A 26286-nucleotide genomic window follows, 5' to 3' on the forward strand; every position below is an offset into this window, starting at 1 on the left:
TGTCTATGACTTCGGCTTATGCGGCTGAATTACGAATCCAGTCGCTGAGCTTGCTCTTGGGAGCAGCGCCAACCAGATTGGCAGCCAGTTCGCCATCCTTGAACATCAGCAATGTCGGAATGGAACGCACGCCGAACTGGGCTGCAAGTTCCGGATTCTCGTCGATGTTGACTTTGGCAATCGTGACCTTGCCAGCCATTTCCGAAGCGATTTCTTCAAGGGCAGGGGCGATCATCTTGCAGGGGCCGCACCACTCGGCCCAGAAATCAACAACAACAGGCTGACCCGCCTGAAGTACATCGGACTGGAAATTGCTGGTGTCGATCTTGACGGTAGCCATCGGCTTTTCCTTATCGGTTATTGAATGTTGCCCATCATGTGGTGAGTCTACCCACCCGCGTCAAGCTCGGTCATCTCACGATGCGGTGAGACGGGCAAGGGCGGCCTGCATCTCATTCACCGGAATATCGATGAGATGGGGGCCTTCGGTGAACAGCAGGGCAGCCTCCACGCTCTTTCCAGGATAAAGCGGCTCCAGCAATTGCCGGTAGAGTGCCAGCTGCGCCACATAGGCGTCGGGCACTTCTTTCAGGCTGCGCGGCGCCGGGCGGTTGGTCTTGTAATCGACGATCAGCACGCAGCTTTCGCTCACTGCAAGCCGGTCAATGACGCCGGATACGGCATGATCCTTGCCGCGCAGATGCAACGTGCCCATGACTGCGATTTCGGCGAGGGAGCCGGGCGCGAAGACCGGCGCGAAACGCTGATCGTCCATGACGGCGAATGCCGATTGCAGGGCGCTTTCGATTTCTTCCGGCTTCCAGTCAAAGGCAGCGCGGGAGAGATACCGCTCGGCGGCAGCGCGGCGCTGGGCGGCGGGCAGATTGGGCAATGTCTGTAGCAGCGCATGGATGACCGTACCGCGCCGGATCGCAAAGGCGGGATCAGTGCTCTCCACGCCGAGAACCGGCGAGCCGGTGACCAGCGGCTCTTCCTCTTCGGGCTCGATCAGGAGAGACACGCCGGACGGCGCCAGCGGGCGCGGCAGCCCGGCCTCCCTTGCCATCGGCGCACGATACCGGGACGGGAAAGGCATAACCGATGCCGCCGGCACCAATTCCGGCTCCTGCACCGGACCACCGGTCCGCGCAGTCTCGCGGTAACGTTTCGCTACGATGCCCTCAACCGGATGATCGAACGGTTCGCTCACATCCGTCAGCGCCGCATCGACAAGACCGTGCCAGGTATCCGGAGACTGGCGGGCACCACGATAGCCGCAAACGATCAGACGATCTTCCGCGCGGGTCATGCCGACATAGAGCAGACGGCGATACTCCTCTTCTGACCGTACCTTCAGGTTTTCGACAATCGACCCCGTAAAGGCCGTCGCATAGGATTTCGACGGCACGAAAAGGAACCCCTTGCCCTGCCATCCCTCTTCTTCCCTCATTGGAAACGACAGAAGATTGGGCGTTCGCCCGCCCGATGAAGCGGAACTGCCGGAATCAACAAGGAATACCACCGCAGCTTCCAGTCCCTTGGCTGCATGGACCGTCATGATCCGCACTTCATCCCGGCTCTGGTCGAGTTCGCGCTTGATCTCGGGCGTGGCGGCCTCGAGCGTTTCCAGAAAGGCCTGCAGTCCGGGAAGACCGGTCTTCTCCGTGGCGATGGCATAGTTCTGGAATTCGTCGATCACGTCGCCAGCCTCGTGCCCAAGCCGCGCCAGAAGCTCGCGCCGCGCACCGCCGCTGCCAAGAATATCCGCGTAGAATTCGAACACAGGCACCGTATCGGCACGGTTGCGCCACTCCTGCAGTCGCTTGGCGACGGCCGCCAGCGCCGGATCGCTCTTGGCCCGGATCGTCAGGCGCTGATGCAGGGTTTCGTTCTCTGCCCGCCCATGCGCCAGATGAAAAAGCTGGTCGTCGTCCCATTTGAAGATCGGGCTCTTGAGCAGCGCCGCCAGCGACAAATCATCGGAGGACAAGAGCATGAAACGGCCAAGCGCCATCAAATCCTTGACGGCGATATGGTCCGTCAGTTTGAGCCGGTCGGCACCGGCCACCGGCACATGGCGCTTCTTCAACTCGCGCGACAGGGCGGGCATGAACTGATCGCGCTTGCGCACCAGAACCATGATATCGCGCGCCTGCAGACGCCGGTTTTTGCCTTCGATGACCTCGCCGTTTTTCAACCAGAGATCGATGGTCCGGGCGATCTGTTCGGCAAGGCGAACCGGCGGCGCGGGAAGGCTGTCGACCGGTGTGCGCCAATCCTCCTCCTGTTCCGTGATTTCGGGCGTCAGCATATCCCAGATCTGCACCTCACCGGGATCACCGGACCGGATCGCCGTGTGGACAGTCGCCCCGTGATCGGCACCAAAGCCGCGATTGGCTTCAGGCCGTTTGAACACGGCATCCACTGCGGACAGCACGTCGGGCACGGAGCGGAAGGAGAAGTTCAGATTGACCCTGGAGAAACTCAGTTCGGCATTTTTGGCGTTTTTCTCGGTTGCCTTGCCATGCCGGGCGAAATCTTCCGGGATGGCGCCCTGAAACGAATAGATGGACTGCTTTTCGTCACCCACGGCGAACAGGGTACGCCGGACGGTGCGCGCGGTACTGCCGGAAAAAAACTCCTCGCTGAGCAGGCGGATGACCCGCCACTGGTTGGGGCTGGTATCCTGCGCCTCATCGACCAGAATGTGATCAATGCCCTTGTCGAGCTTGTACTGCACCCACGGCCCGGCATCCTGCCGCGCCAGCAGTGCCACCGTGCGCACGATCAGATCATCGAAGTCGAGCAGGCCCCGCGCCCTTTTCATCTGCTGGTAACGGCCGATCAGATCGTCGATCAGCACCAGTGCCGACAGGGTCAGCCGGATCTGCCGCAGCTGCTTCAGGCGGTCCAGGCCGCTGAAAACCCTGTCCGCTGCCCGGTCATAGCGTTCGATGAAATCGGGAATGCGGTCGGTCACGCCCTTCGACGCGACATAGCTGCCGCTCTTGGGGTCGCCTGTCGCTTTGAGAAAGGCGGCGCGCAGCACCTCTTCGCGCTGATCGATTTGATCATTCACCTTGGCAAACCGCAGCAGGAGCGCAAATTCCTGGGCCCGCGAAGCGCCCTTCGGCACCGCCATGATATCGTCCAGCACGCCCTGAGGGAATTCTGAAACCGGCCAGAGGGTGGACAGGATATCGTCTTCCGTCTCCGCGCCGGTAAAGCCAAACTGGGCAAAGAAGAGGGGACGCCGCAGCGCATCATGACCCACGTCACGAATGAACTGCGTCAGGTCATGGCGCTTGTTGACGGCTTCATCGAGCAGTTCCTGCAACCCGAATTCGCCGGCCGCGTCCAGGACATCGTTGAAGGCAGCCGCAAGCTCGACATTGCCGTCAAGCCGCGCCGTCTGCAGCAGTTGGCGGCGTGCTTCCCCCACCAGAGCCACCTGCATCATGTCATCCATCAGCTCGAAATGACCGGCGATGTTCGCTTCCAATGGAAACTGATGCAGAATGGCCTCGCAGAAGGCGTGGATCGTCTGGATCTTCAGCCCACCCGGCGTTTCCAACGCCCGGGCAAACAGGCGGCGTGCCTGCGCCAGCCGCGCGGGTCCGGGACGCTTGCCATCGATTTTCTCGATCGTTTGCGCCAGTGCCTCCTCATCCATGGTTGCCCAATCGGAAAGCCGGGCAAAGACACGGTTCTGCATGACGGCTGCTGCGGCCTTGGTATAGGTCAGACATAGTATTTTCGACGGATCGGTGCCGTCGAGCAGAAGGCGGATGACGCGCTCAGTCAGAACGTGTGTCTTGCCTGACCCGGCATTGGCGGACACCCAGACCGAATCCACCGGATTGGCGGCACTGTTCTGGTCGGCAATGGTTTCCCTGGGGATGTTGAGCGGCTTTTTCATTCCCCGCCCTCCCCGCCATCGTCAGCGCCGCCCGCCGACCATTCCAGCACCCGCGCGAGATGATCGTAATCCCCCGTCAGATCGCTTTCCTTGAACGGCAGGGCGCGCGACAGATAACCCTTTTGCGGGTCATGATAGGCAACAAGCAGTTCATTCAAGCGGAGCCACGCAAGCACACCCAGCTCAGGCGCAGTCTTTTCGCTCTTGCTGGCCGCTGTTCCCACCTTGAGGATCGATTCAGGATCCACCCGGCCGTTTGGCCGCAAGCGCACGTAGAGCAGATCCGAGGCCTGACGTGCACCAACTTCGTGAAAGGCACCGCGGGCGAGAAGCGCCGCTTCCAGTGCCAGCTGCGGCGAGAGCAGCACATGGGCCTGCTTGCGCGAGGGGGTAGAGCCCGTCTTGTAATCGATGATTTCAACGGTGCCGTCCCGCATCAGATCAACACGGTCGGCACGGCCGGAAAGCGTGACGCCCGACGCTTCGACAGGGATTTTCTTCGAGGCGATTTCCGGATGGCGCTCGGCCAGCAGCGGCGCCCGTTCGCGCTCCCATTGCAGGAACTCGGGCACGAGATTCAGGAAACGCGGCCACCACACCGCGTCGATTTCGTCCGGCAAGGCGATGTCATCGAAATAGCGCCGGCCAATCTCCGAAAGCCGGGCAGCCGCATCGGCACGAACAGGATCGATACCCTGTTCGGTGAAATGCGCCAGAATGTTGTGAAACAGCGAGCCGCGCTCCGCCGCATCGGGATCGCGGATCAGCGGTTCGATGGGACGCAGGCGCAGGATGCGACGGGCGAAGATCGCGTAGGGATCGCGCCGCAGGGTTTCGATTTCCGTGACGGAAAAATGCTTTGGCCGCGCCTCGAGCGGCGGCTTTGGCTCCGGCCGTTTGACAAAGTCCTCATCCGGCGCATCGTCGATATCCCGGGCCCAATGCAGATATTGCGCACCGCGTGCGCGCAATTCATCACCGGCCTTCTTGCCAAGTACCGTTTCCAGCCGCTGCAACCAGCGCGATGCAACGGTTGGCGCATTGGCCGAGCGCTGCGCCCGGCTGAGAATGACCCGCTCCATGCCGAGCGCCATCTGGAAATCATGCGCCGCAAGGCCGGTGCGCCGTTCCGGCGGTTCCAGGTTGATGACGGCTTTCATCGGCCGGGACATGAAGGGATCATTGCGGGTTTTGCCCGGCCAGGACCCCTCATTCAGCCCGCCGATGATGACGGTATCGACGGTCTGCAGGCGCGCTTCCAGTGCACCCCAGATGAACAGGCGCGGATGGGCACCGGCCTTGGGTTTCACCACCTCACCCGCCATCAGGGCTTCGATCATTGCCGGCCATTCTACCGGCATGAAATCGAGACCGGAATCAGCGGAGACGAGATTGCGCAGAAAGGCGGCGAACTGTTCTCCGGCAGCGCCGGTATAAAGCCCAGATATATCACCCCTGTCATCGCGGACCAGATTTTCGAGGCTGGCAATTGTCGCCCGGACGATATCCGATATTTCCACGGATTCGCCGACCTGCGTGAAGGCACTGAGCTCAAGCATGCATTGCCCGAGCGCCGCGCAGACGGTCCGCGCGGCCTCAATCCGCTGCGCGGAAATCTGGCGCAGCCAGACAGGCTCGAAGGGTGACGCACTGCCTTCGGCAAGACGCCGCTCAAAGAATTCAGCCAGTCCTGCCAGGGTCGCGCGTCCGGTGCCGCCGCGCAGGGCAATGAGTTCAATGGTTTCCGCCGCCTGCCGGACGGCGTTGCGGTCCATGCCGAGCCGCGTCAGCGGATGTTTGAGCAGGGCCAGCAGCACGACGGGGTCACCGGGATTGAACACCGTTTCCAGGGTGAGGCGCAAGAGCGTTGCCGGCTGGGTTTCGCGCAGGGCATGACCGCCGGAATCATCGGCGGCAATGTTGAAACGCGCGAGTTCACTGGCCACACGCCGGGCGAGATCCCGATCCGCCGTAATGAGCGCCGCCGTCTTATCTGGTGTTTCAATGGCATCGCGCAGGGCGATCGCCACTGCCAGTGCTTCCTCGCGTTCGTTGGCTGCCTCGATCAGGGCGACGGGCGCGACCGCGGCGGAAAACGCGTTGCTTTCCCGGTTGATAGCACTCCACGCCTCGCTTGTTTCGGCAGGGCGCATGGCTTCCGCCAGCAAGTGCTCGCGTGCCCGCTTCTGCGGGCTGACCGTGCCAAGACGGACAACGTCCTGGCGCAGGACGCCAAGCTCGGCCAGAAGCTTCCTCAGGCCGAATTGCGGATGACCAAAGATGGACGGATTGTCCTGCGTGTTGGCCAGCACCTGCCAGCTGGTCTCATCCATATCGCGATCAAGCCCCGGCAGGACCACCGCACCTTGCGGCAGGGCGGCGATTGCGCTGAGAAGATGTGCTGTGGCCGGGATCGAGCCGGTGGAACCCGCAGCGATAACAGGGCCATCGGGTGGGTTGCGCAGAAGCCGCTCTGCTTCCAGTTCGATCAGCTGATTGCGGTGGGCGGCGGGATTGGACCGGTGCCGCTCATTGAGAATATCCGGCCAGAGACTGGTGACGATGTTGAGGAAATCCAATGTCACCTGCCACCACTCCGGCAGTTCCTCCGAAACGATGTTCGACAGCGTGCTCCAGCCGCTTGCCTCTGTCTCCACCTGATCCATGAGCCCGGCCAGATCGCGCGCCAGCCAGATGGCATCCGCCGTGGTCGCCGGAATGGCAATGTCCTCATTGCCGAACAGGGCACGGACATGCTGCGGCAGGCGCTCCCGCCACGGCCGCACCAGCCGTGCAAGCAGAAGCAGCCGCTCCGTCGAACTGACCGGCGGCAGCAGATCGAAAAACGCGTCCGACCCCATATCAAACATCGCCGCATCCTCGTCTACGTCACCGAGCGGCCGGATGACGGGAAGGATCGCGGATTTCACCGGACTCTTTTCAACAAGCAGCGAGCGCAGGGTCCGCGCCGCGCGGCGGGTCGGCACATAAATCGTCGCCCCGGCAAGCGCCAGCGGATCGACGGGATTGGCCGGAAAACCGGGAATGAGATTGCCGGACAGAATCGCGTCGACCAGAGCGGGAAGAAAGGGGTCGCCGGGCGCTATCGAGAAAATGCGTGGGCTGTGGCGCTCAACCATGGGTCTCCTGCCCGAGGCCGGCAATCACGGCTTCCGCCTCTCCGATCGCCTCGGGCGTGCCGACGGTCAGCCAATGGCCCTGCATCGGCATCCCGAAGAGACGCCCGGCACTGATGGCTTCATCAAAATAGCGATTAAGCGACGCACGCGCCACCGGTTTTCCTTCAAAGAGACGCGGATGCGTGATCGCAGCCCCGGCATAAATATAGGGCGATGCGTCACCTTCGCGGAAGCGCTGCAGCCTTCCCTGGGCATCCACGGTGAAATCGCCGCGGCCTTCATAGCCGGTCGCCTGATCCAGGCGTGCCACCATCACAAGAATGTCCATCTTCGAAGCATCCCATGCTTCGGCGAGACGGACAAGATTGGGGCGGGGCCCGTCGATCCAGAATGTATCGGCGTTGAGAATGTAAAAGGCGCCCTGACCGATCAGGGGCAGGGCTTTGACGATGCCGCCAGCCGAATCGAGCAGTTCAGCCCGCTCGTCCGATATGGCGATTGCCGGCGAGCGTCGCAATCCGAGATGCTGTTCCATCTGGTCGGCGAGATAGTGAACATTGACCACCGCGCGGGCAACACCTGCCGCGTTGAGAGCATCAAGACCCCAATCGATCAATGATTTGCCGGCTATCTTTACCAGCGGTTTTGGCATCGTATCGGTAATCGGACGCAGGCGTTTTCCGAGGCCCGCAGCCAGAAGCATCGCCGTATCGGGTATCGTCATTCACTGCTGCTCCAGGGAAAGTAGGTCCATCTTTTCGCACCATTCACGGACAGGCGTCAGCGACGGATGGTCGAGAGCGCCGGCCAGATAAGCCTGGATGCGCGGAAGGTGCTTGAGATAATAGGGTTTGCCGTCCCGTTCATCCAGCCGCACGAAAATTCCCAGAATCTTGGCATTGCGCTGCGCCGCCATGATGGAAAAGGCCTCCAGGAAGGCACTTTCATTGAAAGAACTGTCGCGGGACTGCCGTTCCTCGACATAAGCGGCCAGCAGGTATTGCTGAAGTTCAGGCTCGACCGTTACGCGCGCATCGAGCACCAGAGACGCTACGTCATAGGCGGATGGACCAATCATCGCATCCTGAAAATCGAGAAGCCCGACGCGGTCGATGCCGCTGGCCTCGCTGCGCCAGAGAATGTTGGGGGAATGGAAATCGCGCTGAACCAGGCTTTTTTCCGAATAACGAAGCCGACTAAAGACACGATCCCAAGCGGCAATGTAGGCCGCCTTCTGTTCCGGCGCCAGCCGGAAACCCGCCATCCGCGGAACATACCAATCCGACAGAAGCTCCACTTCGATCATCATGGCGTCGCGGTCGAAATCATGGATATGATGGGTATAGCCCTTGGCAATCTCGACGTCGCGCGCCCAGGAGCGCTCATGCATGCGCGCCAGCAACCGCACGGACGCCTCGTACCGTTCGACGATGGGCGCGCCATCCGCATCGAGTATGCCTTCATTTCCAAGATTCTCGAGCAACAGGAAGCCGTTGTCGAGATCGTCGGACATGATCTGCGGAACATAGAAGCCATTGGACCGCAAGAGATGGTTGACCGCAACGAACGCCGTCACCGACTGGGAAAGATGGGCGATCTGCATATAGGTCTTGCCATCGCGCAGGATCGGTCCGCCGGGATTATAGGGTGAGTTCATGAGGATCAGCGGACGTTCACAGCCTGTATCGATCGTCTCGTAGCCGCGTGCAGAGGCATCGCCAAGCAGATAGCGGCGGTCTGCGTCGGCATATCCCGCGCGGCCAAGGAATGTGCGTATGGCGAGCGAGCGCTGCAGCCTTGCAAGGGCGGCGTCTTCCCCCTCAATCTCGACCGTGCGGCCATTGCCATCATGGAGCAGATTGATGCGGATTGCCGGCTTGGCCAGCACCTCGTCGGCCCGCTCCGGCCACTCCACCAGAACTGCGCCGTCCTCCAGTGCTTCGTCCAGTCCAAGCTCGTCGATTTCTTCGCTGGAAGACAGCCTGTACAAATCCACGTGACTGATCGGCAAACGCAGTTCCGGATAGGATTGCACGATCGTGAAGGTGGGGCTTGGAACCTCATAGGCACTGTCATTGGCAATGGTGCGGATCAGCCCGCGGGCCAGCGTCGATTTGCCGGCCCCCAAATTGCCGGACAGCGTGACAAGATCACCCTTGACCAGCGCCAGCCCGATGTCCTGACCAAGCCGTTCCGTGTCGTCTGCCGTTGCAAGCTGGAGTGTCAGGGACGTCATGGGCGCCTTATTCAGCAGCGATGCTGAAGGTGCGTGCTTCCAGCGGGAACCGGCAGGTCACCAGCGTGCCCCTGCCCGCGGCACTGCTGATATCGACCTTCCCGCCATGCAGCTCCACAAAGCCTTTGACGATGGAAAGGCCAAGACCGGCACCGCGCTTGCGGCCACCGTTCGGATAGGGCTGGAACCGCTTGAAAATACTGTCCAGCACATAGTCCGGCATGCCAGGTCCGTTGTCCTGAACGCTGAAAACCATCTCATTCTGTTCCCGTCCGCAGGTCAGTGTGATCGTGCTGCCTTCGGGAGCGTAATTGGCGGCATTGCTGAGAAGATTGGCAAGCACCTGCTTGACACGGCTGGCATCGGCACGGAAAGAACCCGCGCCGGATGCAATGCGGGTGTCGAGCAGGATGTTATGCTCCTTGAGGCGTTCGGCTACTTTTTCGGAGGCAGTGGCGACGGCATCGGCGACGGAGACGTCACTGATGTCCAGCTCCATGATACCGGCATCGACCGTGGCAAGATCAAGAATATCGTTGACGATGGTCAGCAGGACCGAGGACGATGTGCCGATATGGTCGAGATAATCGCGCTGGCGCTCGTTGAGCGGGCCGGTCATCGGCGTCTGCAGCAGTTCGGTAAAGCCCATGATGTTGGTCAGCGGCGAGCGCAGCTCATAGGAGACATGCTGGACGAAATCGTTTTTCAGTTCATCCGTGCGCTCCAGCGCCTCATTCTTTTCCTTCAGCGCCCGTTCGACCCGCACGGAATCCGTTACATCGACGAAGGTCAGCATGGTCTGGCCGCTCGGCAGGGGTGCAGAGGCAAAATAGAGGATTTTTCCGGTCGTCAGCTCGACATGACCTGACAGGGACTCGCGTTTGTCGTCAAAGCCTGTGACGGTCGTCACAAAGCTTTCCCATTGGGTTGCATCGGAAACCGGCTCGCACAGGCGGCGGATCGCCGAGATATGCATGCCTTCGGCGACCTGTTCGGCTTTCAGTGACCAGAGCGATGCAAAGGCGGGATTCGACAGGCGAATCTTGCCATCGGAACCGAACACCGCCACACCTTCGGCCAGATGGTCCAGCGTCTGTCCCTGTACCTTGATCAGCGTGTTGTAGCGGCTTTCCAGCTGCAGCTTTTCCGTCAGGTTCTCGAAAACCCAGGTGACGCCGCCCTTGGGCTGCGGATTGACGATGACGCGCAAGGTGCGGCCGTCGGTCAGATGCCACAAATGCTCCTGCGATTCGACGGAATGATAGGCCGAAAGCATGGAATCCTTCCAGCGGCGCCAATCCGGCTGTTCCGGCAATGTGCCGTCGCTGCGGAAGCGGTCGAGCAGCATGGCATTGTCGGGCCGGCTTTCCAGCAGCGAGGTTTCCAGCCCCCACAGCTTGGCAAATGCCTGGTTGAAGAATTGCAGCTTTCTGTTCGCGTCGAACATGGCGACTGCCGAATTCAACTGGTCCAGCGTGTCCGAATGATTGAGGACGGTGCGCTTGAATTCCTCGCGCACCAGTTCAATGTCGCTGACATCATTGGCCAGACCGGCGGAACCGGCGCTGCTTGCGACATCCGTGACCCGGAACACGTGACGATCGCCGCCGACCACCGTCGACAGTTCATCGTGGAAAGGCCGGCTTGCCGCTTTCTCGCGCTCGATACGCTCGCGTGCCTGTACCCCGAACAATTCGCGTGTCTCCGCCACGGCAACATGCACGTCACTGACATCAACCGCCTTGGCATAGGCCATGTTGACCCAATTGAGCTTGCCGCTCCTGTCGCGGCTCCAGGCCGGCATTTCCAGTTGTTCCAGCAGTCCCCGCAATGTGGTCAGGGCTTCGTTGAGCTGATAGTTTTCCGTCTTCAGCAGCGCCTGGGTGGCGCGCGCCTCGCCGAGGCTGATGAAACGAACAATGGCATAGCCGCCGGACGTACGGCCCTGGACCTCCAGTGGCGTTCCCTTCGACGTCTCGACGACGATGTCGAAGGCACGCGCCTTGCCGCGCAGGGCCTCGACAGAGCGATCGAGCAACGTTGCGGAATCAATGCGCAACCAGCGGCCAAAAGCCAGAAACAGCGAGCGGTCTTCGGGAACACCGATTTCCTGCGGCAGGCTGCCGACGAGATTGGGCGCCGTGGAGTTGCCTTCCCACACAACCACCCGTTGATCCTTCAGATTGAGCAGCGCTTCGCCGCGCTGAACCGCGACATTGAGATCGGCGACCTTGTCGCGTAACTGGCGATTCTCGCTGGCAATGCGGCTGCGCTCGCGGATCAGCCAGCCCGCCGACAACAGGGCCGCGCCCATCGCGCCGAGGAACATGGCAAACTGGATGACTTCGAACGTGCCGAATGCAACCCCGAATGGGGTGTTGATCTTGCCAAGCGGATCATCGGCATGGGCGGCGGAAGACATGGCGCCAAGGATAGAAACAGTCGAGCCGGCTCCCGCCAGCACAGTCCGCAGTTTCTTCAGCACCCGCTTTCCGCGTGTTGCTTCTTTCCCGCGAACATCCCCATCACCAATCTTCATATCAACCGTCGTCGCCCCATCCTGACAGATATCTCATGTTCCAACCCATCTGATTGATCCAACCATTTGGCCCATCTGGAAGAAAGCTATCCCGAATCACTACAATAAACCCTTGACGAATCGACGGGAAGAACTCCGCGCAAAAAAGAAAGCCGAAGAATTTGTCAATCCTTCGGCTTCCATATATTGTGTGTACTGGTTAACAGATTAATATCTGTAGTGGTCCGACTTGAAAGGGCCATTCGGTGTGACACCGATATAGGCAGCCTGTTCGTCCGAAAGGGTCGTCAATTTCGCACCAAGCTTATCGAGATGCAGGCGCGCGACCTTTTCATCGAGATGCTTCGGCAGGACGTAGACCTCATTCTTGTACTGCTCACCGCGGCTGTAGAGCTCGATCTGAGCCAGAACCTGGTTGGTGAACGACGCGGACATGACGAAGCTCGGATGTCCCGTTGCGTTGCCCAGATTGAGCAGACGGCCTTCGGAGAGAAGCAGCATGCGCTTGCCGTCCGGGAACGAGATCATGTCGACCTGCGGCTTGATGTTGTTCCACTTGAGGTTGCGCAGTGCCGAGACCTGGATCTCGTTGTCGAAGTGACCGATGTTACCGACGATCACCATGTCCTTCATCTTGCGCATGTCATCGAGCTTGATGACATCCTTGTTGCCGGTCGTGGTGATGATGATGTCGGCGGTTGGTGCGGCATCTTCAAGCGTGACCACTTCGAAACCGTCCATCGCAGCCTGCAGCGCGCAGATCGGATCAACTTCCGTGACCTTGACGCGTGCACCGGCACCGAGGAGCGATTGGGCCGAACCCTTGCCCACGTCACCGTAACCGCAAACCACGGCAACCTTGCCGGCCATCATGACGTCGGTGGCGCGGCGGATACCATCCACCAGCGATTCCTTGCAGCCATACTTGTTGTCGAACTTCGACTTGGTGACGCTGTCGTTGACGTTGATTGCCGGGAAAGGCAGGAGGCCCTTCTTCTGCAACTGGTACAGACGGTTCACACCGGTTGTCGTTTCTTCCGTGACACCCTTGATCGCATCGCGCTGCTTGGTGAAGAAGCCCGGCGTTTCCTTCATGCGCTTCTTGATCTGGGCAAAGAGGATCTCTTCTTCTTCGCTGCCCGGATTGGACAGAACGTCTTCACCGGCTTCGGCGCGCGCGCCGATCAGGATGTACATGGTGGCATCGCCGCCATCATCGAGGATCATGTTGGAAGGCTGGCCATCCGGCCACTGGAAAATCTTGTCGGTATAGGTCCAGTATTCTTCCAGCGTTTCGCCCTTGACGGCGAAAACCGGGGTTCCGGTGGCTGCGATTGCCGCTGCCGCATGATCCTGGGTCGAGAAAATATTGCACGATGCCCAGCGCACGGTTGCGCCCAGGGCCTGCAGCGTTTCGATCAGGACCGCAGTCTGGATCGTCATATGAAGCGAACCGGTGATGCGCGCGCCCTTGAGCGGCTTGGACGTGCCAAACTCTTCGCGGCTGGCCATCAGGCCCGGCATTTCGGTTTCGGCGATTTCAATTTCCTTGCGGCCCCATGCGGCCAGCTCAAGGTCCTTGACTATAAAATCCTGTTTATCGGCCATCTGTTGTCAGCTCCGTCTTTGTTTTTCGGTCCAGCCGCCATTCCGAGGCGACCGGAGGTTGCTGTTGACTATCAGATTAGGGCGGAGCGCACAATGGGATATAAAGAAATCCTTATGCGTGCATATCCGAAGGGCGGTTGTTTTATTGCAATGGCAGCGAAACAGGACTGACAGGCAGGGCGATCCGCAGTTTTGCCAGCATCGCCCGGAATGCATCCAGCGTATATTCGGCGCTTTCGGTAGCAATGGCGATGGTGGTGCCGCTGCCCTGCGTCCCCGCGCCGATGGTCTGCACGATCGCCTCGGCCGGATCCAGGAACCGGCAGGACGGACGGCTGGCCTCAAAAAAGGAACGGAGCCACGGCAGGTGCGTGCTCGACAGGGTAAGCACGTCGATATCCGGATGGCTGCGAAAAACCGTGCCGAGGAAATCATCGACCTTTTGCCGGGTCGCGGCGACATTGAACAGAAAGTCGCCATTCTCGACGAGGTCGACCATGGGCGAGGCATCGATCAGGGCGACGGCATCGGGATCACCGGTATGCCTGCCGACGAACTGCCGCAACTGCGGGCTTCCGGTCATCGACTGCACGCCCATGATGCCGACCTTGCCGGTTTGCGTCGTCGCAAGGGCTTCCGCCAGCGGCGGCACAACCCCAAAGAGCGGCACGTTCACCATGGATTTCAGGTCATCCATCACGGTTATCGACGGCACGTTCGAAGCGACGATGATGGCCGATGGGTCATGCGCCATCAAGAACCGCATCGTCCGGTCCATGACGGACAGCAACTCGCTGCGTGGTTTTCTCCCATAGGGAAAGCTGGCGCGATCGGCGAAATAGAGGATATCCTGCCTGGGAAGCCGCCGCCGGAGCAGATCGACAATGGCATAGCTGCCGATCCCCGCATCAAAGACAGCAATCGGGCTGACGAGCGTCACATCAGGCTTCTTCGCCGAACTTATCGGCGATGAGTGCCCCGAGGGCCATCATCACATCGCTGGCCTGCCGGCCTGAAGCGCTGACTTTGATGCAGCAGCCCGGCGAGGCTGCAAGCATCATCAACCCCATGATGGAGGTTCCACCCACGGTCATGCCGTCTTTCTCGACGCGCACATGGGCGTCGTAACCATCGACGAGCTGGACGAATTTGGCGGAAGCGCGCGCATGCAGCCCGCGCCGGTTGATGATCTCGAAAGATGCAACCAGCGCATTGTCCGGATCAAACGTGCCGGTCGTTTCTCCTGTCAGGCGCATGCGTGTTCAACCTCTATTTGGCTGTCAGCACCTGACTGGCCACATTGATGTATTTGCGTCCGGCATCCTGCCCCTCGCGCAGCGACGCCGCCATGTCATTGGTGACGCGTACACTCGACAGCTTGATCAGCATGGGCAGATTGACGCCGGCGATAACCTCGATCCGTCCCGATTCCATCACTGAAATGGCCAGATTGGAAGGAGTACCGCCAAACATATCTGTCAAAATGATGACGCCATTGCCGCTATCGGCACGCGCCACCGCATCGACAATGTCGCGCCTGCGTTGCTCCATATCATCATCGGCACCGATTGAGACGGTTTCCAAATATTCCTGCTGACCGACCACATGCTCAACAGCATGATGAAATTCCTCGGCCAGTCTTCCGTGCGTCACAAGCACGAGTCCGATCATTCTGAAACTGCTCCTGTTGCGCCAGCCCATTGGGTTTAGGCTTTTTTCTGCGCATTGAATGCCCCACTTGGCAGGTGTCGCATTTTGGCAGGACGAATCGCGAAGGCAAGCGGAAAAATGACTTGTGCGTGACTGTCAGTCATTTTATCGCAGGTCGTCGGTGCAACTTATTGAGTTACAACAATTATTTTTTCCATACCTGCTGAAACAGCCTGGCTTCGATGGCCCGGCAGGCAGCATCTATCTCCGATTTTGGCAGAATTAGATGCCCGATTGCGACGCCTTGCAGATGCGTTGCCGCATCTTCGCCAAACCGAACCGATTGGTTCGGTTCGACCAGATCAACCAGGAGATGGAGAATGGCACTTTCCTCGAAATCCGCCCGATGCAATCCGGAACCGCGCACTTCCAATCCACCCCGCAAAATGCCGGGAGCCGTGCAGAGCAGACGCCCCGACGTTTCCCGCACGGCGCATTGATCATCGCTGATCAAGGCGGCAAACATACCTCGATAAGACGCGCGGTCCATCAGCGCCCGCACGACGGAGGATTTTCCCGAACCGGAGGCGCCACGGATGAGCACGCCGTGCTCGCCCACAAGCACGGCACTGCCATGGATCAATTCATCTTCGTCGTCCCGCATCAGATCTCGGCCGGGAGAATCGCGGTGAAGCGGGCACCGAGATAGTTGTCGGGATCATTGGGATCGATAATGTTCTCCGCATTCAACGTGCCGCCATGCGCCTCGATGATCTGGCGGCTGATGGAGAGTCCAAGGCCGGAATTCTGACCGAAAGCTTCGCCTGACGGGCGATCCGTGTAGAAACGTTCGAAAATGCGGTCGATCTGTTCGACGCGAATGCCCGGACCGTTGTCTTCAACCAGAATACGCACCCGGTCGCCCATATGCTGCAGTGAGACGGTGATGATGCCATGCTCTTCCGGCACGAACGAACGCGCATTCTCGATCAGATTGGAAACGACCTGGCCGAGACGCAGATCATGGCCGACCACGAAGAAGCCCTTCTTGTTGGTCGGCAGCTTGCCGACGACAAATTCGATCTGCGTATCCTTCTTGTTGCGCCGCACTTCGCGCGCAGCGGTCACGAGATTGCCCAGCAGGAACTTGAGATCGACATGTTCGGAATCTTCGCGTGCCAGCTCCGCATCGAGACGTGACGCATCGGAAATATCCGTGATCAAGCGATCTAGCCGACGCACATCGTGCTGGATCACATCCATCAGGCGCTTGCGCGAATCATCATTCCTGGCCAGCGGCAGCGTCTCCACGGCGCTTCGCAGCGAGGTCAGCGGGTTTTTCAATTCGTGGCTGACATCGGCGGCAAAGCTCTCGATCGATTCGATGCGGGCATAGAGCGCATTGGTCATGTCGCGGATGGAGGTGGAGAGATGGCCGATTTCGTCCTGGCGTTCGGAAAAATCCGGAATTTCCTCACGGTTCTTCACGCCGTGACGCACCCGGTCCGCCGCCGCCGCAAGCCGGCGCAGCGGATTGGCAATGGTCGATGCCAGAAACAATGAGAGAATGGCCATAACCAGCGCGGCAACGGTAAACACCCGGATAATGGCATAACGTTCGCCCTGCACGATCTTATCGATATCGCCGCCTTCCGTGGAAAGCAGAAGCACCCCAAGAACAGCGCGGAAACGCTGGATCGGGACCGCAACCGAAACAATCTGTTCGCCCTTTTCCGTCATGCGCACGAAGGTGGCGGGCTGTCCCGTCAAGGCTTTCACAATTTCAGGAAAGGAAGCGCCATTGCCGCCGGGTTGTTCCTGATAGATCGGCAGATCACTTCGACGCAGCAGCCGGGTCATCCGGTTGGTCAACTGCTCGAGAAAACTCGGCTCATCGCCATCGATCGGCGGCAATTCGTACCGCAACACCTGCCCGCGGGAGTAGAGATGGCGTGAATCCAGCAGAAGATTCGAGTCGCGGTCATAAATGCGTGCCCGGGTGCGGGTCGGCTGGATCAGCTGGCGCAGGACAGGCGCCACGCGCTCGGGATTGATGGGAAAATCGAGATTATCCAGCACATCGGGCGACGGCGTTATGCTCTGTCCAGCCTGCAATTCCAGCAATTTTTCAGGGTCGACGGTGATGGAATTCGTATCGACCGTCGCTTCCGACGCGATGGCGGCCGCGATGATCTCGCCCTGCGTCATCAGGCTTTCAACACGGGCATCGATCAGCCCGTCACGGAACTGATTGAGATACATGATGCCGGACAAAAGCACCGCAAGACCGGCAAGGTTGAGAAAGAGAATACGGCGGGTCAGGCTGGAAAACAGGTAATTGCCGAAGAGCCGATTGAGCGGCTGCAGCAACCGCCGCAAGGCGAGCGAACGCTTCCGGCGCATGACGGCGCTCTTGCGCGTAACATTGCTGCCCTGGAGTCCGGCTACCATTTCTGCCTCAGAGTATCGTAAATTGGGCTGTCTCATCGCACTCAAAATGCGCTGAGACAATCTTATTGTACTGCGGATCACGCATGGTTGACATTCCTACGCGTGATCGCCCGCCCATTTACACGCAAACAACAGGAACAATCAGAATCAAGTTTCGCGGAAGCGATACCCGACACCATAGAGTGTTTCGATCATATCGAAGTCGTCGTCGACGACCTTGAACTTCTTGCGCAGGCGCTTGATGTGGCTATCAATGGTCCGGTCATCCACATAGACCTGTTCGTCATAGGCTGCATCCATCAGCGCATCACGGCTTTTGACGACGCCCGGACGCTGCGCCAGGGAATGCAGGATAAGGAACTCGGTGACCGTCAGGGTCACCGGCTCACCCATCCAGGTGCAGGTATGCCGTTCCTGGTCCATGACAAGCTGACCGCGCTCCAGCGACTTGGCCTGAGGGCTGCCAGGCTTTGCCACACCTTCGCGCGCAGCGACCCGGCGCAGCACCGCCTTGACGCGCTCGACCAGAAGCCGCTGTGAGAACGGCTTTGTAATGAAGTCATCGGCGCCCATCTTGAGGCCGAAGAGCTCATCGATCTCGTCATCCTTGGACGTCAGGAAGATCACCGGCAAATCGGATTTCTGGCGCAGGCGACGCAGGAGCTCCATACCGTCCATCCGCGGCATCTTGATATCGAAAATGGCCAGATTGGGCGGACGTGCCATCAACCCATCGAGTGCAGACGCGCCATCGGTGTAGGTCTCGACGCGGTAACCTTCCGATTCAAGCGCAATCGATACGGACGTCAGAATGTTGCGATCGTCATCAACGAGCGCAATGGTCTGCATTGCGGGTACTTCCCTCATGCCCTGCTTTTCCTTGTTTAAAAGGTTAAATCCGACCGTGCTTGTGCCGGACAAATTGGGTACAAAATGTGGCACAGATCAAAACTCGTGTCACCCTTTGTGATTTCCGCATGACGGCCGCAGGCAATTGCCCGCGTCTTCTGCAGTGATTTCTTCCCGGTGTATGACGACAAAAGTGCACGCCATTACCGGGTAACAAGCTGCTTGTATAAACCTATTCGGGGATACACGCCTTGGGTGTATTTGGTTTCTGACCCTTGGCGGTCAATTGCCATGACAACGCTGTTCGTCGTAAACATTCCACCCGCTCGACTTCAGAGGAGGTGCAGCATGGACCGATTCACCGGTGGTTGCCTGTGCGGCAACGTTCGGTTTGTAGCGTCGGGGCTCCCATACCGGGTGGGCCTTTGTCACTGTCTCGACTGCCGCAAGCATCATGGAGCCCTTTTTCATGCGTCGGCGATATTCCCCCGGGATGCGGTGACGATCGACGGTGAAACGCGCGACTACGCCGGGCGGTTTTTCTGTCCCCGCTGCGGCTCGTCCATTTTTGCGTGCACCGCAGACGAAATCGAAGTGAACCTCGGCTCGCTGGATGCCCCCGACCAACTGAAGCCAACCTATGAACTCTGGACCGTCCGTCGCGAGTCCTGGTTGCCGCCATTTCCGCTCGCGAAACGATACGACCGTGATCGCGACACAGCGAGCCGTTTCGAGGAATAGGTCGCACGACCGGTGCGCGGACGAAACCAGTGGCAGCGCTGCCCTGTGGATTTTGCCAGTTTAAAACGATTTAAAAGAAATTTAAATTCTTTAAATCGATTAAACATTTGATACTGCTCATTTTTTCTGCTTTTGACCAGATGTAACCGCATTCATGCTGGAAGATGCATGGGGCGGCACATCTGAATTCGACCCCTGAACCTTCTTAAACAACGGCGGACACATGACTAGAGAGACCGGTATCCATAACGCGGCGATCGCGCTCGGCACCTCAGGCTTGAAGGAGCTTTCGGCGGTCTATTATAATTTCGGGGCCGCTGAGCTCTATGAGGAGACATTGCGGCGCGGCGAAGCGCAGCTGACAGCACAGGGAGCGCTGGTCGCAAGAACAGGCCAGCACACCGGCCGCTCGCCGAAGGACAAGTTTGTCGTGCGCGATGCATCGACGGAAAATCATGTCTGGTGGGACAACAATGCCCCGATGACCCCGGAAGCTTTTGCCCTGCTTTATGCGGATTTTGCCGAGCATGCCAAAGGCAAGGAAGTGTTCGTCCAGGACCTCATCGGTGGTGCGGACACTGATTACAGCCTGAACACGCGCGTTATCACCGAATTCGCCTGGCATTCGCTGTTCATCCGCAATCTTCTGATCCGGCCGGATCGCGATGCGCTGGCAAGTTTCGTGCCCAAGATGACGATTATCGACCTGCCGTCGTTCCGCGCCGACCCCAAGCGGCATGGAACACGCACAGAAACGGTCATTGCCGTCGACCTGACACGGATGATCGTTCTCATCGGCGGTTCGGCCTATGCCGGCGAAATGAAGAAATCGGTTTTCACCGCGCTGAACTATCTGCTGCCTGCAAAGGGCGTCATGCCCATGCACTGCTCGGCCAATGAAGGTCCGGCTGGCGATACAGCCGTCTTTTTCGGCCTTTCCGGCACCGGCAAAACAACACTTTCGGCTGATCCGTCGCGGACATTGATCGGCGATGACGAACACGGCTGGGGCGAGCACGGCGTTTTCAACTTCGAGGGCGGCTGCTATGCCAAGACAATCCGCCTTTCGGCCGAAGCCGAACCGGAAATCTACGCAACGACGCAGCGTTTCGGTACGGTGCTTGAAAATGTCGTGCTTGATGAAAACCGGTTTCCGGATTTCAACGATGGCTCCCTGACTGAAAACACCCGCTGCGCTTATCCCTTGGATTTCATTCCGAATGCATCCAAGACCGGCAAGGCAAGCCATCCGAAGAACATCATCATGCTGACGGCGGATGCATTCGGCGTCATGCCGCCCATTGCCAAGCTGACCCCGGCACAGGCCATGTACCACTTCCTGTCCGGCTACACGGCAAAGGTCGCCGGCACGGAACGCGGCGTGACGGAACCGGAAGCCACCTTCTCGACCTGCTTCGGTGCGCCGTTCATGCCGCGCCACCCCTCCGAATATGGCAATCTGCTGCGTCAGCTCATCGCCGAACATGGGGTAGACTGCTGGCTGGTGAACACCGGATGGACCGGCGGCGCCTATGGAACAGGCAAGCGCATGCCCATCAAGGCAACCCGCGCGCTTCTGACCGCAGCGCTCGACGGTTCGCTCAAAGGCGCCGAGTTCCGCACTGATCCGAACTTCGGTTTTGCCGTGCCCGTGGCTGTTCCCGGCGTGGACGAAGCCATTCTCGATCCGCGCTCGACCTGGGCAGACAAGCAGGCCTATGACTTGCAGGCCAAGAAACTGGTTGACATGTTCGTCGTCAATTTCGGCAAATTTGAAAGCCACGTCGATAGCGATATCCGCGCTGCCGCACCGCACACGCCGGTTGCTGCCGAATAATCCAACGCCCGTTGCGCGATCGAGGCCCCGCTGTTTACCAGCGGGGCCTTTTGCTTTTCCATGCCTGGAAAGAACCTTTCCGCCCGGAAAAGATTAGGGTACCAATCCCCTATGGACGAGAACCGCAATCAAATCAAAATCACCAACCGGATCTTCATTCATGAGGATGATCTGGAGGAGAGTTTTATTCGTTCGGCAGGTCCCGGCGGCCAGAACGTCAACAAGGTCTCAACCGCCGTGCAGCTGCGTTTTTTTGCGGCACGGGCTGGTTTGCCCGAGGATGTACTGGCGCGGCTCCTGAAACTGGCCGGGCAGAGAGGCACCAAGGACGGCGATGTGCTTATCGAGGCCAGCCGCTTTCGCACGCAGGAGCGCAACCGGGAAGATGCGCGCGAGCGCATGGTCGCATTGATCGCCAAAGCGGCCGAACCGCCACCGCCACCACGCAAGAAAACCAGGCCGACAAAGGGATCCGTCGAGCGCCGTCTCAAAGTAAAAGCAGGACGATCCGATGTGAAAAAGATGCGTGGACGGGTCAAAGGAGATTAGGGTCAGGAACAGAACGTGAGCGACTGTCGTTATTCTTTGCTTTTCAAGATCGATGGGGAATGTAACAACGCTATTCGTCGGTTTGAACAATCAACAAGGAGAGCCAGACATGGGACTATTCGATTTTGTTAAATCAGTCGGCAAGAAAGTCGGCATCGGCAATGACGAGCCCCAGGCGGGCGATTTGAAGAAAGAGCTCGATTCGCACAATCTCGGAACGGACAAAGTTGACGTCGTCATCGAAGGTGACAAGGCTATCCTCAAGGGCAGCGTTACCAACCAGGAAATTCTGGAGAAGGCCATCATTGCCGTTGGCAATTCGCTGGGCGTTTCCAAAGTCGACACGGGTGCGTTGACCGTTGACAACACAACCACCGGTTCCGTGGCCAAGGATCCCGTCTTCTACACGGTCAAGAGCGGCGACAATTTGTGGAAGATCGCGGAAGCGGTCTATGGCAAAGGCAAGGGCGTGAAGAACACCGCAATCTTCGAAGCCAACAAACCCATGCTGACCAGCCCGGACAAGATTTATCCCGGTCAGGTTCTGCGTATTCCGTCCATCGACTGATAGCGCCGATTTCATGCAAAGACCCGGCTTGTCCATAAGTCCGGGTCTTTGCCTCCCTCCCGTCAGGTTATGTCATGCTCCAGCTTGCGCCCGGCATTCGCTACTTCCCGGATTATCTCGACCTGACCGAACAGGCGGCCCTTGTGGATGAAATCAGGTCCATCGTTGCCGAGGCCCCGCTTTATATTCCCGCCATGCCGAAAACCGGCAAGGAAATGAGCGTGCGGATGACCAATTGCGGCACGCTCGGCTGGGTAACGGACAAGGAACGGGGTTACCGCTATCAGGCCGTTCACCCTGTTACGCAAAGGCCCTGGCCCGCCATTCCATCACGCCTGCTGACCCTTTGGGAAAACGTTGGAAACTATCCGCTGGCCCCGGAAGCCTGCCTCGTGAATTTTTACATCGAAACGGCGAAGATGGGACTGCATCAGGACCGCGATGAGCAGAACTTCTCCGCCCCCGTTGTCTCCATATCCCTTGGAGACAGCTGCCTCTTCCGCTTCGGCGGCGTGCAACGCAGCGAGAAGACCCAATCCATCCGCTTGAAAAGCGGCGATGTCATCGTGCTGGGAGACGAAGGCCGGCTGGCTTTCCACGGTGTTGACCGGATCTATCCCGGCACGTCGACGCTGCTGAAAGCCCCGGGCCGGATCAACCTGACATTGAGGCGGGTCACAGCTTCCTGAGCGCCACTTCCTCGATGAGGTGATTGCCGCCCTTGCGCAAGATCAGGTCAGCGCGCGGCCGGGTCGGCAGGATGTTTTCCTTCAGGTTCTTCAGATTGATGCTGGTCCAAAGGTTTTCGGCAATGGCGAGAGCCGAATCATCCGAAATCGTGGAATAGCGATGGAAGAAGGAGCTGGGATCCTTGAACGCGGTTTCGCGCAACCGCATGAAACGGTTGATGTACCATTTGTGGATCTGGTTTTCGTCCGCGTCGATATAGATCGAGAAGTCGAAGAAATCCGAAACGAACGGCACCATCTTGCCGTCTTCCGGCAGGTCACGGACCTGCAGCACATTGATACCCTCGAAAATCAGGATGTCGGGTGCATCAACGGTCTGGTATTTGCCCTGCAGCACATCATAGGTCAGATGCGAGTAGAGCGGCGCATTGACATTGCGCTGACCGGCCTTGATCTGCGACAGGAAGCGCAAAAGCATGCCGACATCATAGCTCTCGGGAAAACCCTTGCGCTCCATCAGGCCCTTTGAGCGCAAAACCTCGTTCGGGTAGAGAAACCCGTCCGTTGTCACCAGATCGACCTTGGGGCTCGACGGCCAGCGGGCAAGCAGTTCCTTCAGAATACGGGCCGTCGTCGATTTTCCCACGGCCACGGAGCCGGCAATGCCGATGATGAACGGCGTCTTGAAAGCGTCACCGGTATTGAGGAACTGCCGCCGCTGATAGAACAGCAGCTGGCTTGCCTCCACATGGGCCGACAAAAGCCGCGACAGCGAGAGGTAAATCCGGTTCACCTCATCAAGATCGATGGGGTCGCCGAGCGACCGCAGGCGCTTGACCTCATCATAGGTCAGCGTCATCGGCGTGTCGGCACGAAACTCCGCCCAGCGCTCCGCGCTGAAAAACCGGTAGGGTGAAAATTCGCTGGGTGCCAACTGATCCATGACGTCCCCATCCCTTTGCCGTTCAATCGCCTGTGATTTAAACATGGATACGCTCAACCATGTCCACGGGCTGCTTTTTCTTCAAGTCCGGTCTGTGCCGTACGCCGTTCGAGCTCCGCCAGGACGTCATCAAGCCTGACGCCGGAAAGTCCAAGAACAACAAGAAGATGATAGAGCAAATCGGCGCTTTCCGAAACAACACCTTGCGTGTCGCCGGATACGGCGGCGATAACGGTTTCAACCGCCTCTTCGCCCAGCTTCTGGCTCGCCTTCCCGATGCCCTTGGCATAGAGGCTGGCGGTATAGGATTTGGTATCCGATGACGCAGCGCGTTGTGCGACGATCCGTTCCAGATCCGCAAGAGTGAAGCTTGTCATCACGCAACTCCGGTGAATGGGCGAATCGGGTCAAGCCGCATCGGGATACCCGCCGCGGCCATATGGGCTTTCGCCTCGCCAATCGTGTAGGTGCCAAAATGGAAGATGGATGCGGCGAGTACGGCGGTGGCATGACCTTCGAGAATGCCTTCGACCATGTGATCCAGATTGCCGACACCACCTGACGCGATCACGGGCACACGCACCGCATCGGCGACGGCCCGGGTTACCGGAATGTCATAGCCGATCTTGGATCCGTCCCGATCCATCGATGTCAGAAGGATTTCGCCGGCACCGAGATCGACCACCTTGCGGGCAAACTCAATCGCGTCGATGCCGGTTGCCTGCCGGCCGCCATGGGTGAAAATCTCCCAGCGGTCGGTCTCACCTGGCTTTGATACTTTCTTGGCATCAATTGCCACGACAATGCACTGGTTGCCGAACTTGTCCGCAGCCTCGGCGATGAATTCAGGGTTCTTCACCGCTGCGGTATTGATCGAGACCTTGTCCGCACCGGCAAGCAGCAGCTTGCGGATGTCGGCAACCGTGCGCACACCGCCGCCGACGGTCAGCGGCATGAAGCACTGTTCGGCCGTGCGCGCGACAACGTCAAAGATGGTTTCGCGGTTGTCGGACGAGGCCGTGATGTCGAGGAAGCAAAGTTCGTCGGCACCGGCGGCGTCATAGGCCCTTGCCGCTTCGACGGGATCGCCGGCGTCGATGAGATCGACAAAGTTCACACCTTTGACGACACGTCCGTCCTTCACGTCGAGACAGGGAATAACACGGGCTTTGAGGGTCATGCGGCGCGCTCCCTGGCTTCCCGCAACACCGCCAGGGCCTCGTGCGGATCGATGCGCCCATCATAAAGCGCCCGGCCGGAAATGGCCCCTTCCAGCTTGCGGGCATCCGGCATGGTCATCCGGACGATATCGGCGATGGAAGCAAGACCGCCTGACGCAATCACCGGTATCGACACCGCCTCCGCCAGTTGCAGCGTTGATTCCCAGTTTATTCCAACCAGGACACCATCGCGGTCAATATCGGTGTAGATGATTGCCGCGACCCCTGCCCCTTCGAATTTTTGGGCAAGTTCAACAACACCCAGGGTGGAGGCTTCAGCCCAGCCCTCAACTGCCACCTTGCCGCCCTTGGCATCGATACCAACGGCCACCTTTCCGGGGAACCTCTTGCACGCTTCGATCACGAGCGTCGGGTCGCGCACCGCGACCGTCCCGAGAATGACGCGGGAAAGCCCCTTGGCCAGCCAGTTTTCGATGTGGTCCAAGGTGCGGATGCCGCCGCCAAGCTGAACGGGATTTTTCGTTGCTTTGAGAATGGATTCAACGGCCGCACCATTGACGGACTGGCCGGCGAAAGCGCCATTCAGATCGACCACGTGCAGCCATTCAAATCCTTGATCTTCAAAGGATTTTGCCTGCGCAGCCGGATCTTCGTTGTAAACGGTCGCCTGCTCCATATCACCGAGCTTCAGCCGCACGCACTGGCCATCTTTCAGATCAATCGCGGGAAACAAAATCATGGCTGCCACCTCAGAAAATTGGCGATGAGAGCAAGCCCCAGAGCCTGGCTCTTTTCCGGATGAAACTGCGTGCCAGCCATATTGTCATTGGCAACGGCGGCCGTTACCGGCCCGCCGTAATCGGTCACTGCCAGTACATCATTCTCGATTTCAGCGTCGAGAAAATAGGAATGCACGAAATAAGCATGCAGCCCATCCGGGCCGGTCCTGATTCCGTCAAACAGCGGGTGCGGCCTGGTGAGCCGAAGGGTGTTCCAGCCGATCTGCGGAATTTTCAGCGTGGGATCGGACGGCACCATTTCGCGGACATCGCCCTTGATCCAGTCGAAACCGGCAGAGACGGTCTTTTCCAGCCCGCGCGATGACATGAGCTGCATGCCGACGCAAATGCCGAGAAACGGTCGTGCCTTCTCCACCGCAACCTCATGGATCGCTTCAGGCATGCCCGGCACCGCATGCAGCCCGCGGCGGCAATCCGCATAGGCACCAACCCCCGGCAAAACAATGCGATCGGCGGTACGGACCCGTTCAGCGTCGGCGGTCAAATCGATGGTGGCGGCGATGCCGCTTTCCCGAGCCGCCCGTTCAAACGCTTTCGTGGCAGAGCGGAGATTGCCCGACCCGTAATCTATGATGGCAACACGCAT

The 26286-nt window shown here is 59.1% G+C and carries 23 protein-coding genes; 5 read left to right on the forward strand and 18 right to left on the reverse strand.

Annotated features, from left to right (window positions below):
• Positions 1–16 precede the first annotated feature (16 nt).
• The 13 genes from trxA to ACZ25R_RS21400 all read right to left on the reverse strand — a co-directional run bounded on the left by trxA (position 17) and on the right by ACZ25R_RS21400 (position 18410).
• Positions 17–340, reverse strand: coding sequence for a thioredoxin (gene trxA / locus ACZ25R_RS21340; RefSeq protein ID WP_105734109.1), 324 nt, complete (start codon positions 338–340; stop codon positions 17–19).
• 75 nt (positions 341–415) lie between these two features.
• Positions 416–3919 carry a double-strand break repair helicase AddA gene (addA, locus tag ACZ25R_RS21345; RefSeq protein WP_472462138.1) on the reverse strand — a complete coding sequence of 1168 codons (3504 nt, stop codon included), beginning with the start codon at positions 3917–3919 and terminating at the stop codon, positions 416–418.
• Complete coding sequence (gene addB / locus ACZ25R_RS21350; protein ID WP_472462139.1) at positions 3916–7059, reverse strand: double-strand break repair protein AddB; 3144 nt, start codon at positions 7057–7059, stop codon at positions 3916–3918. The genes addA and addB overlap by 4 nt, the downstream gene beginning before the upstream one ends.
• A complete protein-coding gene (locus ACZ25R_RS21355) occupies positions 7052–7783 on the reverse strand; it encodes a nucleotidyltransferase family protein (protein WP_472462140.1) in 732 nt (243 codons plus the stop codon). The genes addB and ACZ25R_RS21355 overlap by 8 nt, the downstream gene beginning before the upstream one ends.
• Positions 7784–9295 carry a tRNA (adenosine(37)-N6)-threonylcarbamoyltransferase complex ATPase subunit type 1 TsaE gene (gene tsaE, locus ACZ25R_RS21360; RefSeq protein WP_472462141.1) on the reverse strand — a complete coding sequence of 504 codons (1512 nt, stop codon included), beginning with the start codon at positions 9293–9295 and terminating at the stop codon, positions 7784–7786.
• 7 nt (positions 9296–9302) lie between these two features.
• Positions 9303–11834, reverse strand: coding sequence for a sensor histidine kinase (locus ACZ25R_RS21365; protein WP_404928137.1), 2532 nt, complete (start codon positions 11832–11834; stop codon positions 9303–9305).
• A gap of 207 nt (positions 11835–12041) precedes the next feature.
• On the reverse strand, positions 12042–13442 hold the full coding sequence (gene ahcY / locus ACZ25R_RS21370; RefSeq protein ID WP_223613974.1) for an adenosylhomocysteinase: 1401 nt from the start codon (positions 13440–13442) through the stop codon (positions 12042–12044).
• 142 nt (positions 13443–13584) lie between these two features.
• Positions 13585–14382 (reverse strand): glutamate racemase, encoded by a 798-nt coding sequence (locus ACZ25R_RS21375; RefSeq protein ID WP_472462142.1) that lies wholly within the window; start codon positions 14380–14382, stop codon positions 13585–13587.
• Position 14383: 1 nt separating this feature from the next.
• The gene (locus tag ACZ25R_RS21380) at positions 14384–14698 is read right to left on the reverse strand and encodes an HPr family phosphocarrier protein (RefSeq protein ID WP_105734117.1); all 315 of its coding nucleotides are present in this window, start codon (positions 14696–14698) and stop codon (positions 14384–14386) included.
• A gap of 13 nt (positions 14699–14711) precedes the next feature.
• Positions 14712–15113, reverse strand: coding sequence for a PTS sugar transporter subunit IIA (locus ACZ25R_RS21385; RefSeq protein ID WP_091879322.1), 402 nt, complete (start codon positions 15111–15113; stop codon positions 14712–14714).
• A gap of 184 nt (positions 15114–15297) precedes the next feature.
• The gene (locus ACZ25R_RS21390; protein WP_472462143.1) at positions 15298–15756 is read right to left on the reverse strand and encodes an HPr kinase/phosphorylase; all 459 of its coding nucleotides are present in this window, start codon (positions 15754–15756) and stop codon (positions 15298–15300) included.
• Positions 15756–17543: a stimulus-sensing domain-containing protein gene (locus tag ACZ25R_RS21395; RefSeq protein WP_472462144.1), complete on the reverse strand. Its 1788-nt coding sequence runs from the start codon at positions 17541–17543 to the stop codon at positions 15756–15758. The genes ACZ25R_RS21390 and ACZ25R_RS21395 overlap by 1 nt, the downstream gene beginning before the upstream one ends.
• A gap of 147 nt (positions 17544–17690) precedes the next feature.
• Positions 17691–18410 (reverse strand): response regulator transcription factor, encoded by a 720-nt coding sequence (locus tag ACZ25R_RS21400; protein ID WP_288191879.1) that lies wholly within the window; start codon positions 18408–18410, stop codon positions 17691–17693.
• A 330-nt stretch (positions 18411–18740) separates the two neighbouring features.
• On the opposite strand from ACZ25R_RS21400, the gene ACZ25R_RS21405 reads away from it, so the two are divergent.
• From ACZ25R_RS21405 to ACZ25R_RS21425, 5 genes are all read left to right on the forward strand, one after another.
• Positions 18741–19133 (forward strand): GFA family protein, encoded by a 393-nt coding sequence (locus tag ACZ25R_RS21405; protein WP_223613969.1) that lies wholly within the window; start codon positions 18741–18743, stop codon positions 19131–19133.
• 223 nt (positions 19134–19356) lie between these two features.
• Positions 19357–20970: a phosphoenolpyruvate carboxykinase gene (locus ACZ25R_RS21410; RefSeq protein WP_472462145.1), complete on the forward strand. Its 1614-nt coding sequence runs from the start codon at positions 19357–19359 to the stop codon at positions 20968–20970.
• 111 nt (positions 20971–21081) lie between these two features.
• On the forward strand, positions 21082–21519 hold the full coding sequence (arfB, locus tag ACZ25R_RS21415) for an alternative ribosome rescue aminoacyl-tRNA hydrolase ArfB (RefSeq protein ID WP_392082891.1): 438 nt from the start codon (positions 21082–21084) through the stop codon (positions 21517–21519).
• 109 nt (positions 21520–21628) lie between these two features.
• Positions 21629–22087: a peptidoglycan-binding protein LysM gene (gene lysM / locus ACZ25R_RS21420; protein WP_472462146.1), complete on the forward strand. Its 459-nt coding sequence runs from the start codon at positions 21629–21631 to the stop codon at positions 22085–22087.
• Between the two features lie 74 nt (positions 22088–22161).
• Positions 22162–22776, forward strand: a complete 615-nt coding sequence (locus tag ACZ25R_RS21425) for an alpha-ketoglutarate-dependent dioxygenase AlkB family protein (RefSeq protein WP_472462147.1) — start codon at positions 22162–22164, stop codon at positions 22774–22776.
• Here ACZ25R_RS21425 and coaA read toward each other — a convergent pair.
• Genes coaA through hisH form a run of 5 tightly spaced genes read right to left on the reverse strand, consistent with a single transcriptional unit; the run spans position 22763 to position 26286 of the window.
• The gene (coaA, locus tag ACZ25R_RS21430) at positions 22763–23719 is read right to left on the reverse strand and encodes a type I pantothenate kinase (protein WP_105734125.1); all 957 of its coding nucleotides are present in this window, start codon (positions 23717–23719) and stop codon (positions 22763–22765) included. The two genes, ACZ25R_RS21425 and coaA, sit on opposite strands and share 14 nt — an antisense overlap.
• A gap of 53 nt (positions 23720–23772) precedes the next feature.
• Positions 23773–24096: a phosphoribosyl-ATP diphosphatase gene (locus ACZ25R_RS21435; RefSeq protein WP_223613964.1), complete on the reverse strand. Its 324-nt coding sequence runs from the start codon at positions 24094–24096 to the stop codon at positions 23773–23775.
• Positions 24096–24899, reverse strand: coding sequence for an imidazole glycerol phosphate synthase subunit HisF (gene hisF, locus ACZ25R_RS21440; protein ID WP_346305555.1), 804 nt, complete (start codon positions 24897–24899; stop codon positions 24096–24098). Before hisF ends, ACZ25R_RS21435 begins: the two co-directional genes overlap by 1 nt.
• Entirely contained in the window at positions 24896–25639 is a 744-nt protein-coding gene (hisA, locus tag ACZ25R_RS21445; RefSeq protein WP_472462148.1) for a 1-(5-phosphoribosyl)-5-[(5-phosphoribosylamino)methylideneamino]imidazole-4-carboxamide isomerase, read from the reverse strand. The genes hisF and hisA overlap by 4 nt, the downstream gene beginning before the upstream one ends.
• Positions 25636–26286, reverse strand: a complete 651-nt coding sequence (gene hisH, locus ACZ25R_RS21450) for an imidazole glycerol phosphate synthase subunit HisH (protein ID WP_223613961.1) — start codon at positions 26284–26286, stop codon at positions 25636–25638. Before hisH ends, hisA begins: the two co-directional genes overlap by 4 nt.

The sequence above is a fragment of the Phyllobacterium sp. RCAM01083 genome, assembly GCF_055685835.1.

Bases quoted from the DNA above. Each gene is read 5' to 3' on its own strand.
- trxA (WP_105734109.1), bottom strand. From the start codon at position 340: ATGGCTACCGTCAAGATCGACACCAGCAATTTCCAGTCCGATGTACTT.
- ACZ25R_RS21390 (WP_472462143.1), bottom strand. From the start codon at position 15,756: ATGCGGGACGACGAAGATGAATTGATCCATGGCAGTGCCGTGCTTGTG.
- ACZ25R_RS21410 (WP_472462145.1), top strand. From the start codon at position 19,357: ATGACTAGAGAGACCGGTATCCATAACGCGGCGATCGCGCTCGGCACC.
- ACZ25R_RS21365 (WP_404928137.1), bottom strand. From the start codon at position 11,834: ATGAAGATTGGTGATGGGGATGTTCGCGGGAAAGAAGCAACACGCGGA.
- ACZ25R_RS21380 (WP_105734117.1), bottom strand. From the start codon at position 14,698: ATGCGCCTGACAGGAGAAACGACCGGCACGTTTGATCCGGACAATGCG.
- hisF (WP_346305555.1), bottom strand. From the start codon at position 24,899: ATGACCCTCAAAGCCCGTGTTATTCCCTGTCTCGACGTGAAGGACGGA.
- ACZ25R_RS21355 (WP_472462140.1), bottom strand. From the start codon at position 7,783: ATGACGATACCCGATACGGCGATGCTTCTGGCTGCGGGCCTCGGAAAA.
- coaA (WP_105734125.1), bottom strand. From the start codon at position 23,719: ATGGATCAGTTGGCACCCAGCGAATTTTCACCCTACCGGTTTTTCAGC.
- hisH (WP_223613961.1), bottom strand. From the start codon at position 26,286: ATGCGTGTTGCCATCATAGATTACGGGTCGGGCAATCTCCGCTCTGCC.
- arfB (WP_392082891.1), top strand. From the start codon at position 21,082: ATGGACGAGAACCGCAATCAAATCAAAATCACCAACCGGATCTTCATT.
- ACZ25R_RS21435 (WP_223613964.1), bottom strand. From the start codon at position 24,096: ATGACAAGCTTCACTCTTGCGGATCTGGAACGGATCGTCGCACAACGC.
- lysM (WP_472462146.1), top strand. From the start codon at position 21,629: ATGGGACTATTCGATTTTGTTAAATCAGTCGGCAAGAAAGTCGGCATC.
- hisA (WP_472462148.1), bottom strand. From the start codon at position 25,639: ATGATTTTGTTTCCCGCGATTGATCTGAAAGATGGCCAGTGCGTGCGG.
- ACZ25R_RS21400 (WP_288191879.1), bottom strand. From the start codon at position 18,410: ATGAGGGAAGTACCCGCAATGCAGACCATTGCGCTCGTTGATGACGAT.
- ACZ25R_RS21405 (WP_223613969.1), top strand. From the start codon at position 18,741: ATGGACCGATTCACCGGTGGTTGCCTGTGCGGCAACGTTCGGTTTGTA.
- addB (WP_472462139.1), bottom strand. From the start codon at position 7,059: ATGGTTGAGCGCCACAGCCCACGCATTTTCTCGATAGCGCCCGGCGAC.
- ACZ25R_RS21385 (WP_091879322.1), bottom strand. From the start codon at position 15,113: ATGATCGGACTCGTGCTTGTGACGCACGGAAGACTGGCCGAGGAATTT.
- ACZ25R_RS21395 (WP_472462144.1), bottom strand. From the start codon at position 17,543: ATGGTAGCCGGACTCCAGGGCAGCAATGTTACGCGCAAGAGCGCCGTC.
- ACZ25R_RS21425 (WP_472462147.1), top strand. From the start codon at position 22,162: ATGCTCCAGCTTGCGCCCGGCATTCGCTACTTCCCGGATTATCTCGAC.
- addA (WP_472462138.1), bottom strand. From the start codon at position 3,919: ATGAAAAAGCCGCTCAACATCCCCAGGGAAACCATTGCCGACCAGAAC.
- ahcY (WP_223613974.1), bottom strand. From the start codon at position 13,442: ATGGCCGATAAACAGGATTTTATAGTCAAGGACCTTGAGCTGGCCGCA.
- tsaE (WP_472462141.1), bottom strand. From the start codon at position 9,295: ATGACGTCCCTGACACTCCAGCTTGCAACGGCAGACGACACGGAACGG.